Genomic DNA, 13752 nt, shown 5'->3' on the forward strand with positions numbered 1-13752 from the left:
GCGTTGGCGGGAATCACGATCTGACGGGTCAGTCCTTATTCTCCGGCGGCTTGAGCCGGCCCGGCTCCGCCAGCAACTTGGTCATGAATCGCTGGCCCTCCGCCATCCGTTCCACTTCCAGCGCCATCGCCTCGACGGCCCTCTCTATCCGCTCCATCCGCGCCTCGGCAGCCTCCGCTGACTGGAGCGACCGTGGCAGGTTGGCGATCCCCTTCTCGACCCGCTTGCCATAGGCTCGCGCCATGGGATAGCCGATTCCCGCGATCGCCGCGATGGCAATGAAAGTGACATCGCGGATGATAGTGTGGGCGGTGTACGGATCCATCCTTCCTCGCGGCAAGAGTTGCGGGGGCGCACACCTGGCGCCCATAGCGGAAATTAATTGACTTAGGGCGCTCCGACCGGCGATCTTTCCAGGCTGTATCGTCGTCTGTCCAGCCTCCTCGCTGGACGGCGCCCGCAACCCCGAATATCATGGCCGTACCCCTTCTAGACCTCAAAGCCCAACACGGGACGATTCGCGACGAAGTCCTCGCCGCAATCATGCCCATCGTCGACGGGCAGACTTTCATACTCGGCGAGCCTGTCGAACGCCTCGAGAAACAGGTTGCCCAGCTCTCGCACACGACGCACGCGATCGGTTGTGCCAACGGCACAGACGCGATCCTGCTCGCGCTGCGCGCTCTTGACATCGGACGCGACGACGCAGTCGTCACGACTCCGTTCACGTTCTTCGCGACCGCCGGCGCAATTCACAACGTCGGTGCGCGAACGGTCTTCGCCGACATCGATCCCGATACGTTCAACATCTCTCCCGAAGCCGTTGACGAAACGGTGCGCAGCACGCCCGACGCCAAGGCTGTCATTGCGGTCGACCTGTTCGGACAGATGGCAGCGATCGACGAGATCCGGAACGTGCTCCCGCAGGGAATGCCCGTCATCGAGGACGCCGCGCAATCCATCGGCGCAAGCAGACACGTCGATGGACGTCAGGTGATGGCCGGTGAGATCGCTGACATCGGTACGTTCAGCTTCTTTCCCTCCAAGAACCTCGGCGGTTACGGCGACGGCGGCATGACCGTCACTCAGAGTGATGAGCTCGCCGCGCGTCTCCGGAGACTCAGGACTCACGGCAGCGTCAAGACGTACTTTCACGAAGAGGTCGGCTACAACAGCAGACTCGATGCGCTGCAGGCCGTCGTGCTGTCGGCCAAGCTGCCGCACCTGGAAGCATGGAGCGCCGCGCGTCGTCGTAACGCATCGCTTTACGACAGGGCATTCGCGGATCTCGACGGTGTGCGTACCCCCGTGATCGACAGCAGGAATCAGTCGATCTACAACCAGTACACGCTGCGCGCCGCGCGCCGCGACGAGCTTCAGGAATTTCTGAAGAAACGCGGCATCGGCAACTCTGTCTATTATCCGCTGCCGCTGCATCTCCAGCCGTGCTTCGCTTACCTCGGCTACGAGGAAGGCGATTTTCCGGAGAGCGAGCGTGCGGCAAAGGAAGTTGTATCGCTGCCGGTATACCCGGAGCTTACCGACTCACAGCGCGACGAGGTAATCTCGGCGGTTCGCGCTTTCTACGGCCGTTGAGGGCCCTCCAAACGAATGGATAACAAGCAGCGTCTTCTCGACAAAATCGCCGACCGCACCGCCGTCATCGGCGTTGTCGGACTTGGCTACGTAGGACTTCCGCTCGCGGTCGAGTTCGCGAAAGCCGGATTCAAGGTCATCGGCTTCGACGTAACCAAGAGCCTGACCGACATGCTCAATACCGGCAAGTCACACATCCAGGACGTTCCATCGGCTGAGCTCGCCGACGTTGTCGGCAGGAAGTTGTTCGAGGCCACGACCGATCCCAAGCGCATCAAGGAGATGGATTGCGTCTCGATCGCCGTTCCGACTCCGCTCGTCAAGACACGCGACCCCGACATGAGCTACGTCGTCGCCGCGACCGCGACCATCAGCGACTACGCACATCCCGGCATGCTCGTAGTGCTCGAGAGCACGACGTATCCCGGCACCACGCGCGAACTGATGCAGCCGAAGCTCGAATCCGCCGGTCTCAAGATCGGTAGCGACGTGTTCCTCGCCTTCAGCCCCGAGCGCGTCGATCCCGGCAATCCGGTCTGGCATACCAAGAACACACCCAAGGTGGTCGGCGGAATAACGCCCGCCTGCACGGAAGTAGCGACTGCGTTGTACCAGAGCTGCCTCGACACCATCGTGCCGGTCACTTCGACCGAGACTGCAGAGCTTGTCAAGCTGCTCGAGAACACCTTCCGTTCGGTCAACATCGGGCTGGCAAACGAGATGGCGATCGTCTGCGAGAAGCTCGGTGTCAACGTCTGGGAAGTGATCGACGCCGCGGCCACCAAGCCGTTCGGCTTCATGAAGTTCACACCGGGCCCTGGAATCGGCGGCCACTGTATCCCGCTCGATCCGCACTACCTCGCCTGGAAGATGCGCACGCTCAACTACAAGACGCGCTTCATCGATCTGGCCAGCGAGATCAATTCGCAGATGCCGGCCCTCGTCGTCGAAAAGGTCGCGCAGGCACTCAATCACGAGCACAAATCAGTGAATGGCAGCAAGGTTCTCGTGCTCGGCGTCGCTTACAAGAAGAACATCGACGACATGCGTGAGAGTCCGGCACTCGACGTGATCAAGCTGCTGGAGGGACGTGGTGCAAAGGTCTCGTTCCACGACCCGCACGTGCCGACGTTCAGGGAGGACGGTCACACCTTCACGAGCGTCGAGTTGACGGATGCCGTGCTCAAGCACTCGGACGCAGTGGTCATCGTCACCGATCACGACGCGGTGAACTATCAGCGAGTCGTCGATCTGGCGCCTGTCGTAGTGGATGCACGCAATGCCACCAAGGGTCTCACGTCCAAGACCGGGCGCATCGTGCCGCTGTCGGCAGACGCGGCCTAGCGCAACATGAACATCGCTGTAATAGGAACGGGCTATGTCGGCCTGGTCGCCGGGGCGTGCCTCGCTGAAACGGGCAACGCGGTGATCTGCGCCGACCTGGACGAAGGGAAGATCTCACGCCTCAAGCGAAACGAGATCCCGATCTTCGAGCCCGGCCTGGACGCGATCGTCGAAAGGAACCAAGCTGACGGCCGGCTCGTCTTCACCACGGACGTCGAAGCCGCCATCGCGGATGCGGAAGTGGTGTTCATCGCGGTCGGCACGCCGCCGGACGAAGACGGATCCGCTGACCTGTCCCATGTCCTTGCCGTCGCCGACACCGTCGGGCGCTCGATCACGCGCGAGACGGTCGTCGTTACCAAATCCACCGTTCCCGTGGGTACCGCTCCGCTGGTCAAGAAGGCGGTCGCCAGGCACGCGCGGTTTCCGTTCCACATCGTCAGCAATCCCGAGTTTCTCAAAGAGGGCGCCGCTGTCGAGGACTTCCTCAAGCCTGACCGCGTAGTCCTTGGTGTCGAGAGCGAGTTCGCCACCACTGTCATGGGCGAGCTCTACGCTCCGTTCGTGCGCACCGGCCGCCCGGTCATCTACATGGACATCGCGTCTGCTGAGATGACCAAGTACGCCGCAAACGGGATGCTGGCGACCCGGATCAGCTTCATGAACGAGATCGCCGCGCTGTGCGAGGCGACCGGTGCGGATGTCGATGAGGTTCGCCGAGGACTCGGGAGCGATACGCGCATCGGTCCAAGCTTTCTGTTCCCGGGGCCAGGGTATGGCGGAAGCTGCTTCCCCAAGGACGTAAAGGCGCTGGTGCGCACCGGTGCGCAGTCCGGCGTCCCGCTCGAGATACTCAGCTCGGTCGATAGCTCCAACGAGCGTCAGAAGCGACGGCTCGGCGAGAAAGTCCGTCACGCCTTACTGTCTCATGTAGTACATGAACCAGGGCGCGATAAATTGTTGCCGGATAGCGATTTGGGCGATTCAGAAAACAATCACCTCAAAGGCGTTCGCGTGGCCGTCTGGGGGCTTTCGTTCAAGCCGGGAACCGACGACATGCGGGAAGCACCTGCACTCGTTCTGATCGAACAGCTGCTTGGGTGGGGCGCAACTGTCTGCGCGCACGACCCTGCGGCAATGGAAGAAGCTCGTCGCCGGATCGGCGATCGCGGGGGCAAGATCTGCTACGCCGAAACGGGGTACGATGCTCTGGCCGGCGCTGATGCGCTGGTAATCGTTACGGATTGGAACGAATACCGGCACCCGGACTTCAACCGTCTGAAGGCTACGCTCAAGCGGCCGATCGTGGTTGACGGTCGCAATCTGTACGATCCCAAAAAGATGTCCAATGTCGGAATCACTTACTACTCGATAGGACGCCAGCACAACGGCGCCCAGGAAAAAACCGCGTGAACCGTGCTCGCCACTCGTTTGTAGTTCTCGGACCGCTCCTGGCGCTCGCCCTCGCTACGGCGTGCCACGGCAACTTCGATCCAAAGGTGTACGCCAGCAATCCCGAGTCGCTATTTGCGGCGTCACTCAAGCAGTTCAACTCGCATCACTACGACGACGCGGCCAAGGGCTTCGAGCAGCTCACGCACGACCTGCCTGCCCGCGACGCGTTGCTGCCGCTGTCCTACTACTACCTGGGAGAGTCTCAGGAAAAGAACGGTGACCACCTTCTGGCTGCGCAGAGCTTCACTCGCATCTCGGACGCGTTCCCCGACGACAGTCTTGCTCCCACGGCACTTCTCGCCGGCGGGCGGTCGTACGCCAAGATGTGGCGCAAGCCGGAGCTCGATCCCACCTATGGCACGTCTGCGTTGAATACGTTCGAGTCGCTGGTGTCACTGTATCCGGATTCGCATCTGGTGCCGCAGGCGAACGCCGCGATCGCGCGTCTGGACAACATGTTTGCGACCAAGGATCTGGACGTCGGCGACCACTATCTCCGACGTGGCGCATATGATTCGGCGATCATCTACCTCAAGGACGTCATCAAGAAGCACCCGACGGCCACGGCGACACATAAGGCGTACCTCGACTTGCTGACGGCGTATCGCGCGATCAAGTACGACGCAGATGCGAAGGATCTCTGTACAGCAGCGCTCAAGGCCTACCCCAATGACAAGGAGGTTGCCAAGCAGTGCGGCTCGGCGTCTTCGGCGGAAGCTTCGACCCCCCGCACATAGGGCACTATCTCGCGGCAGTGGATGCCGCCGAGCGCCTGGGGCTTGATCGCATGCTGTGGGTGCCGACCGCCCAGCAGCCGCTCAAGGCCGGAGCGCAGCACGTCGCGTCGGCTGATCAGCGCTTCAGAATGGTACAGGCTGCGGTTGCAGAGAACTCGATCTTCGAGGCGAGCAGGATCGAAATCGACCGGCCCGGGTTATCTTACACGGTTGCGACCGTACAATCGCTTGTGGCGGCATTCCCGGGCGTGGAGCTGTATCTGCTCATAGGGGAAGATGCCTGGTCGCGCTTCGACGAATGGCGCGAGCCGGAGACTATTCGAACGCTCGTTCATATAGAGATTCTTGCGCGGAAGACGGAGAGTGAATTCGCCGGCCGCGTTGTTGAGGTTTCATCGACTGAGGTCCGCGCGCGGGCGCGTGCGGGGAAGTCGGTGCGCGGCTTCGTGCTGGACGCGGTCGCTGAGATCATCGAATCGGAAAGGTTGTATCAATGGTGACAGAGGTTACTGGTCTGATCAAGAACGTCTTCGGCACCCGGCACGACAGGGAACGGAGGCGTGTGCAGCCACTGGTCAATCAGATCAACGCTGAATACGAGCGACTGCACTCGCTGTCGGACGACGAGCTGCGCGGCCAGACGGCCAAGTTCCGCGCGCACATCAAGGAAGTCACGGGCGAGCTCGAAGCACGCATCGCCGAGCTGAAGGAGCAGAAGCACGTGGCGAGCTCCGCGGCGGAGCGCGAGAAGCTGGACGACGAGCTGGGCGGATCGGACGGCAGGGGCGGTCTCGAGGGGCAGCTACGCGACGTGGTCGCGCGCACGCTCGAAGAGATCCTCCCAGAAGCGTTCGCCACGGTGCGCGAGGCTGCGCGCCGCCTGCTGGGCACGACGGTGAACGTCACGGGGCACGATCAGGAGTGGAACATGGTCCACTACGACGTGCAGCTCATCGGCGGAATCCAGTTGCATCGCGGACGCATCGCCGAGATGGCGACGGGCGAGGGAAAGACGCTCGTCGCGACGTTGCCACTGTATCTCAACGCGCTGCCGGGCCGCGGCGCGCACCTCATCACCGTCAACTCATACCTGGCCCGCCGCGATTCGCAGTGGATGGGTCATCTCTACAAGTATCTCGGCCTGACAGTCGGCTGTCTGGACGATACCGAGCCGGGCAGCTACGAGCGTCGCATGGTCTACGAGTGCGACATCACGTACGGTACCAACAACGAGTTCGGCTTCGACTATCTGCGCGACAACATGGTGGTGTCGCTGGATCAGCGCGTGCAGCGGACTCATGCGTACGCGATCGTCGATGAAGTCGATTCGGTGCTCATCGACGAGGCGCGCACTCCGCTCATCATCTCGGGGCCGGTCGGTAACGAGGTGGATGAGGAGTATGCACGTCACAACCCCGCAGTCGCGCGGCTCGTGCGCATGCAGGGCGAGATGGCCAACACGCTCGCCGCTGACGGCGAGCGCGCGCTGCGCGAGGGCGACACCGAGACCGCGGCGACGCTGCTGTACAAGGCGCGTCTAGGCGCCCCCAAGAACAAGCGACTCCTCAAGCTGCTGAACGAGCCCGGGGTCAAGCAGCTGGTGCAGGGCATGGAGCTCAAGCATATCGCTGATCGGCGCGTCACGGCGAGCCGTCAGGAAATGCGGGACATCGAGGAAGATCTGCTCTTCGTTCTGGACGAGAAGGGACAGGCGGTCCATCTCACGGACCGCGGCATCGACTTCATGTCGCCGAACGATCGCGAGCAGTTCATCCTCCCCGACATCTCGCAGCAGGTTCATCTGATCGATCACGATCCGGAGATGACACCGGCTGAGAAGATCGAGCAGCGAAACAAGATCAATGCGGAGTACGCAGCCAAGTCCGAGAAGCTGCACATCATCCATCAGCTGCTGCGTGCGCACTCGCTGTACGAGAAGGACGTGAACTACGTCGTGCAGGAAGGCGAGGTTCTGATCGTGGATGAGTTCACGGGCCGTACCATGCCGGGTCGCCGCTGGTCGGAAGGTCTGCATCAGGCCGTCGAGGCGAAGGAAGGCGTGAGCGTGAAGGGCGAGACTCAGACTCTCGCGACGATCACGATTCAGAATTACTTCCGCATGTATGACAAGTTGTCCGGTATGACCGGCACAGCAGAGACGGAAGAATCCGAGTTCCATCAGATCTACAAGCTTGGTGTCGCTGTAATTCCGACGAACCGTCCCGTCGTGCGCGACGATCGCAACGATCTCGTCTTCAAGACACGCCGCGAGAAGTACAACGCGATAGCTGAAGAGACGCAGCGACTGCACGAGCTCGGTTTCCCGGTGCTCGTCGGAACGGTGAACGTCGATGTTTCCGAGACACTGTCCAAGCTGTTCAAGCGCGCCGGCATTCCGCACAACGTGCTCAACGCCAAGTACCACCAGCGCGAGGCCGAGATAGTCGCCGAGGCAGGTCATCCCGGCGCAGTCACGATCGCGACCAACATGGCCGGCCGCGGAACGGACATCAAGCTTGGCGAAGGTGTAACGACGGCCAAGCCGTCCAAGGTGAAGGACGCCGAGGGCAAGATCGTCGACGTGATGGAGGATGGCGGACTTCACATAATCGGATCGGAGCGGCACGAGTCGCGGCGCATCGACCGGCAGTTGCGCGGTCGTGCGGGACGTCAGGGTGATCCCGGCGCCTCGCAGTTCTTCCTGTCGCTCGAAGACGATCTCATGCGTCTCTTCGGATCCGATCGCATCGCGAAGCTGATGGATGCGATGGGGGCGAAGGAGGGCGAGGTGCTCACTCACTCGCTCATTACACGGTCGATCGAGCAGGCACAGAAGCGCGTGGAGTTGCAGAACTTCCAGTCACGCAAGCGTCTGCTCGAATATGACGACGTGATGAATCAGCAGCGCGAGGTTGTGTACTCGCTGCGGTCGTTCGCGCTGGAAGGTGGTGAGGAACTGCGCGGCGAGGCGGAGCGCATGATCGAGAAGGCCGTCGGCAAGCGCGTCGAGACGGCACTTGCGGAGACCGAGGAGGACGGCGCATTCGACATCGAGCTTCTGCGTCAGGAGCTGATGCAGAATTACATGCTGATCGTTCCCGAGTTCGAGAAGGCGGGCGAATGGCCGACGACGATCGCATCCGCGCGCCAGGCTGCGGTGACTGCGGCTATCGCGGCGTTCGAAGCGAAGATGCGCGGACTCAACGAATTTGCCGGTCGTCTGCTGTCGCTCGTGATGCTGAACGTTTTGGACGAGAAGTGGAAGGATCATCTCTACGATCTGGATCAGCTGCGTAACGCGATCCACTATCGCTCATGGGGCCAGCAGGATCCGCTCGTCGAGTACAAGCAGGAAGCGTACACGATGTTCGTGGACCTGATGCAGGACATGCAGCACACGTTCACCGAGCGCTTCGCGCGCGCGCAGATTGTGTTCGAGGGTCAGCAGGGTGGCGACGGTGGCCAGCCCGCGGCACCGCCAGCGCCGCCGCGCCCGACACGGCATTACAACGCGCTCGGAATTCTGGAAGACGTCGAAGACGTTACGCGCGCGGCGACGGGCACCGACGAGGACATGGACATCGGTCCCGCGGAAACCCCGACGCAGGAAGTCGCGGCAACGCGTGCCGATCCCGCGGTCGTCGGGCTGGGCCGGCAGAAGTCGCTCACGCCGCAAGCGCCCGCTGGTGTGCCAGGCGTCTCCGGCGGCGCACCCGCCGGTGCAGACTGGACGAACGTGAAGCGCAACGATCCATGTCCGTGCGGTTCCGGCAAGAAGTTCAAGAAGTGTCACGGGGCCGTGATGGCGTAACGTCGCCGCGCGATGAATTGATGGTCATCCCGACGACGCTCGGTTACGCACCGAATTGGTGGTCATACGTAGGGCGCGGACGTATCCGCGCCTGGCCCGGTCGGCTGCAATCGGAATTGGATGACGGTCGCGTCATCATGACCCAGCACGCGCCTGGCCCATTTACGCGCAATCGACATTCGAAATTACGTGCGTCAAATCGACACCGGCCGCTCGCGATTGCCCGATCTTAGCGGCCGTAGTTGCATGTATTCATGTGGGACCCCATTCCGGAGCTCACATGTCCGCCATTTCAATTCGCGAAATTCCCGTAACCGAACGCCCGCGTGAGCGGCTCAAGCAACATGGTGCTCAGGCGCTGAGCGCTGTCGAGCTGGTCGCGATCCTCTTTGGTTCAGGTGGCGAGGGGCGGTCCGCGATAGATCTCGCACGTGACGTTCTCGCAGCGTCGCAAGGCTCTCTGCGACGGCTGTCATCGCGCCCCGTCGCTTCACTCACTTCCGTTGCGGGCGTTGGACCTGCGCGCGCGATCACGGTCCACGCTGCGCTCGAACTCGGCCGCAGAATGATGGCCGAGCAGCGGGAGCAGGGAAGGCCGATGCGCGAAGCGCGCGACGTGTACGATGCATACTCGGCTCGGATGCAGGATCTTCCGGTAGAGGAGTTTCACATAGCGACGCTCGATGCACAACACAGGCTCGAGAACGACATTCTCGTCACGCGGGGAATACTGAACTCGTCGCTCGTTCACGCGCGTGAAGTATTTCGCCAGGCGATCGCGGAAAACGCATATGCGGTGATTCTCATCCACAATCACCCGTCCGGTGACCCGACTCCGTCGCCGGAGGACAGGGTGGTCACCTCGCAGCTGGTATCGGCCGGCAAGCTGCTCGGCATCGACGTCCTCGACCACATTATCATCGGCAGAGGTCGGTTCACCAGCTTCGCGGAGAGCGGCATCCTCGTGTGATGCGGCGACAGACTCGCCGATCCAACCATCTTTGTGATCTAAATATGCCTCCAGCCAGTTTGCCTGGCACGGTCATGGCGTCATATTGAAACATGGCGGTCAGTGTCGGTAGGCCAGAGGTTATGGCCGGGAGCGGGCTCATCCCCGGCTGGGACTTCGTCGTCGATCCGCTTCCCGAGCGGATCGACGTGGAGCAGCTTCTGCGCGCCTACCGGTTCAGCGAGGATGCGCACCGGGGCCAGAAGCGGCAATCGGGAGAGGATTACGTACTCCACTGCGTCGCGGTCGCCAAGATCCTGGCGGGGCTCAACCTCGACACCACGACCGTCATCGCGGGTCTCGTTCACGATGTGATCGAGGACACCCGCTTCACCCTCGCCGACATCGAACTGGAGTTCGGCAAGGAAGTCGCGGGGATCGTGGATGGGCTCACCAAGATCGAGCACCTGCCGGCGCATGCGCCGCGCGACGCGCAGGTCGAGAACTATCGCAAGCTGCTCCTCTCGATCGCCAAGGATGCGCGCGTCATCATCATCAAGCTCGCCGATCGCCTGCACAACATGCGCACGCTCGAGTCGCTTCCGGAAGAGAAGCGCCGGCGCATCGCGCAGGAGACGCGCGATCTGTACGCGCCACTGGCCCACCGTTTCGGAATGGCGCAGGTCCGCTGGGAGCTCGAGGATCTCGCGTTCAAGCATCTCGAGACGGATGCATATCGCCACCTTGCGCGTCTCGTGGCGCAGAAGCGTGCGGAGCGCGACGATCTCGTCGAGCGGATGCGGAAGCCGCTCACCGCGGAAATGGCGCGAGCCGGAATCACCGACGTGGAGATCACCGGACGACCGAAGCATCTCTGGTCCATCTACAAGAAGATGGTGAATCGCGACAAGCCATACGAGGAGATATACGATCTTCTCGCGATTCGCGTGCTCGTGAACAGTGTGCCTGATTGTTACCACGCGCTTGGCGTCATCCACGACGGGTGGACGCCGGTTCAGGAACGTATCAAGGACTACATCGCGCAGCCGAAGTCGAACGGATACCAGTCGCTGCACACGACTGTATTCGGACCCGGCAGGCAATTGTTCGAGATCCAGATACGTACGCGCGAAATGCACCGCACGGCGGAATACGGAATCGCGGCGCACTGGCGCTTCAAGGAAAACGCGCGCAACTCCGACGAGCTCGACCGGCATCTCCAGTGGTTCCGGCAGGTGCTCGAACTTCAGCTCGATGCCAAGACGCCGGACGAGTTTCTCGAGTTCCTGAAGCTGGATCTGTACCAGGACGAGATATTCGTATTCACGCCGACTGGTGATGTGATCCAGCTTCCCAAGGGCGCGACGCCGATCGATTTCGCGTTCGCCGTGCACACGGAAGTTGGCCTCCATTGCAACGGTGCGCGAGTGAATGGGCGCATGGCGCCGCTCTCGCGCGAGCTCAAGAACTCCGACACGGTCGAGATAATCGCGTCACCGTCGGCGCGTCCGAATCGTGACTGGCTCGCGCACGTACGCACGGGCCGCGCGCGGCATCGCATCAAGCAGCGCCTCCGGATGGAGGAGCAGAAGGCGTCGATCAAGCTGGGCCGCGAGATGATCGACAAGGAAGCAAAGCGTCGCCGGGTGCTGCGTCCGACCGATGACGACCTCGACACGGCGGCGAAGACGCTCAAGCTCAACGATCGCGGACACCTCGTGAGCGCCGTCGGTCAGGGGGAGCTGAGTGGTCGCGACGTCATCCGCAGTCTGCATCCGGAAATCGATACGGAACTCGAGCCGCCGCGGCCGAATCGGCTGGAGCGGTTGGTCGATCGCGTGCGGGGGACCGGTCGCGGCGTGCGGATTCAGGGCGCCGATGGGTTGCTCGTGCGCTATGCGCAATGTTGTCAACCGGTGCCCGGCGATCCTGTCTCGGGTTACGTAACGCGCGGACGCGGCGTGAGCATTCACCGCGCCGACTGCCCCAACCTCATGCTCCTGGACGACGAGCCGGAGCGCAGGCTCGAAATAGACTGGCAGGAGGTACAGGGCGAGCGATTCCTCGTGCGGTTGGCAGTCGAGGCGAGCGACCGCCGCGGGCTGTACGCGGACATTGCGACCGCGGTCAGCGAGACCAAGACCGATATCAGAAGCTTCGAGCTGCGCAGCGAGGATGCGCGCGTGTTCGGCATGATAGAGGTGCAGGTCGAGAATCTTCCACATCTCCGCAAGACGCTGCGCGCAATCAGGCGCGTGAAGGGTGTCACAGAAGTGTCGCGGCGAGAGCAGACGTCGGAGTAGGGCTCGCCGCTCGTCGTGTATGAGAGCCGCACGGGCATGGTGCGTGCTCAGGCAGGGATCTAGATGCAATCCAAAATTCACGCAATGCTGGACCGGCCGCTCATACTGCTCTCCAATCGCGAGCCGTACGAGCACGTACACAAGCCCAATGGAATCGAAGTGCGATTCCCCGCAGGCGGTCTGGTCTCGGCGCTGGATCCGATTCTCCGTCGTACGCACGGAACCTGGGTCGCGTGGGCGTCCGGAAATGCCGATCGCACCGTCGCGGACGACGTCGGGCGCCTGGCGGTTCCACCTGGCGATCCGTCATACACGCTACGCCGCGTGTGGCTGTCGGAGAACGACGTCGAGGGTTTCTACCTCGGCTTCGCCAACAGTGCGTTGTGGCCGTTGTGTCATCTGTTCGTGAGCAAGGTCGATATCCGGCGAAGTGATTGGGAGAGTTACGAGCACGCGAACCGAATGTTCGCCGCAGCCGTGGTGCAGGAGGCCGAGCGCGTGGGCGGCGCACCGATGGTGTGGGTGCATGACTATCACTTTGCGCTCGCGCCGTCACTGATACGACCACTGGTTCCGGACGCACTGATCCATCAATTCTGGCACATTCCATTTCCTCCGCCGGATGTCTTTGGCATTCTGCCGGTCGGAGTGCAGGACTCGCTGCTGCGTGGGCTGTTGGGAAACGATCTGATCGAGTTTCAGACGGATGGCTTCGCGTGGAATTTCATGGATTGTGTCGCGCGTACTCTGCCGGAGGCCCAGGTGAGTCTGGATCAGAGTGTCATCCATCTGGATGGGCGGCAAACGCGAGTCGGAGCGTTTCCGATCAGCATCGATGTTGCGGAATGGCAACGACTGGCTGCGTTGCCGCACACGACGGATGTGTGCAGAACGCTTCGTCAACGATACGCACCGCGCGAAAGGCAACTGGTCGTCAGCGTCGATCGAATGGATTACACCAAGGGAATCGAACGGCGACTGCGGGCGCTGGAACACATGTGGACGGACAGTCCGGAACGCCGCGGAACGTTCACGATGCTGATCGTCGCGACGCCATCGCGTACTGACATTCCAGCGTACGCCAGGCTGGAGCGCGACGTGCTCGAAGCGATAGAGCGGCTCAACGATGAATTCCGCACGCTCGACTGGACGCCAATCGTGCTCGTGCACGAGAACGTCGACGCGGATCTGCTGGCTGCCGTGTACCGTGCTGCCGATGTGTGCGTCGTGTCGTCGCTTCAGGACGGAATGAACCTCGTGGCCAAGGAATTCATCGCCTGCAGAACCGACGGAAACGGCGTGCTGGTTCTGAGCCGCTTCGCCGGTGCGTCGGATGAGCTGAGTGCGGCGCTGCTGGTGAATCCGTTTTTCATCGACGCATTTGCGGATACACTCGCAGTCGCGCTCGACATGCCGCGGCACGAACGCGTGGAGCGCATGACTGCGCTCAGGGACCGCGTCACCAACGCCACAATCGAGGACTGGCTGGAAGGGATACTCGCGGCTGCCGAGGCGGCCGACCACGCGGCGGAAGGCGGAGCGGCAGCTCTGTGATCC

Annotated in this window: 10 protein-coding genes; 9 read left to right on the forward strand and 1 reads right to left on the reverse strand. The window is 62.1% G+C overall.

What is annotated here, in order from left to right; genetic code table 11:
* Nucleotides 1-28 precede the first annotated feature (28 nt).
* Nucleotides 29-325 (reverse strand): hypothetical protein, encoded by a 297-nt coding sequence (locus V4529_01785; GenBank protein ID MES2357050.1) that lies wholly within the window; start codon nt 323-325, stop codon nt 29-31.
* Between the two features lie 149 nt (nt 326-474).
* On the opposite strand from V4529_01785, the gene V4529_01790 reads away from it, so the two are divergent.
* From V4529_01790 to V4529_01830, 9 genes are all read left to right on the forward strand, one after another.
* Nucleotides 475-1596: a DegT/DnrJ/EryC1/StrS family aminotransferase gene (locus V4529_01790; GenBank protein ID MES2357051.1), complete on the forward strand. Its 1122-nt coding sequence runs from the start codon at nt 475-477 to the stop codon at nt 1594-1596.
* A 15-nt stretch (nt 1597-1611) separates the two neighbouring features.
* A complete protein-coding gene (locus V4529_01795) occupies nt 1612-2940 on the forward strand; it encodes a nucleotide sugar dehydrogenase (protein ID MES2357052.1) in 1329 nt (442 codons plus the stop codon).
* 6 nt (nt 2941-2946) lie between these two features.
* Nucleotides 2947-4353, forward strand: coding sequence for a UDP-glucose/GDP-mannose dehydrogenase family protein (locus V4529_01800; GenBank protein ID MES2357053.1), 1407 nt, complete (start codon nt 2947-2949; stop codon nt 4351-4353).
* Nucleotides 4350-5132: an outer membrane protein assembly factor BamD gene (gene bamD, locus V4529_01805; GenBank protein ID MES2357054.1), complete on the forward strand. Its 783-nt coding sequence runs from the start codon at nt 4350-4352 to the stop codon at nt 5130-5132. Before V4529_01800 ends, bamD begins: the two co-directional genes overlap by 4 nt.
* Entirely contained in the window at nt 5087-5632 is a 546-nt protein-coding gene (gene nadD / locus V4529_01810; protein MES2357055.1) for a nicotinate (nicotinamide) nucleotide adenylyltransferase, read from the forward strand. The genes bamD and nadD overlap by 46 nt, the downstream gene beginning before the upstream one ends.
* On the forward strand, nt 5629-8943 hold the full coding sequence (gene secA / locus V4529_01815) for a preprotein translocase subunit SecA (GenBank protein ID MES2357056.1): 3315 nt from the start codon (nt 5629-5631) through the stop codon (nt 8941-8943). The genes nadD and secA overlap by 4 nt, the downstream gene beginning before the upstream one ends.
* Before the next feature lie 280 nt (nt 8944-9223).
* Nucleotides 9224-9913: a DNA repair protein RadC gene (gene radC, locus V4529_01820; protein MES2357057.1), complete on the forward strand. Its 690-nt coding sequence runs from the start codon at nt 9224-9226 to the stop codon at nt 9911-9913.
* A 122-nt stretch (nt 9914-10035) separates the two neighbouring features.
* Nucleotides 10036-12195 (forward strand): bifunctional (p)ppGpp synthetase/guanosine-3',5'-bis(diphosphate) 3'-pyrophosphohydrolase, encoded by a 2160-nt coding sequence (locus tag V4529_01825; GenBank protein MES2357058.1) that lies wholly within the window; start codon nt 10036-10038, stop codon nt 12193-12195.
* Nucleotides 12196-12258: 63 nt separating this feature from the next.
* Entirely contained in the window at nt 12259-13749 is a 1491-nt protein-coding gene (locus V4529_01830) for a trehalose-6-phosphate synthase (GenBank protein MES2357059.1), read from the forward strand.
* The last annotated feature ends 3 nt before the right edge of the window (nt 13750-13752 follow it).

It is taken from the genome of Gemmatimonadota bacterium, from assembly GCA_040388625.1.
In the GTDB taxonomy this organism is placed as follows: Bacteria; Gemmatimonadota; Gemmatimonadetes; order Gemmatimonadales; family Gemmatimonadaceae; genus Fen-1247.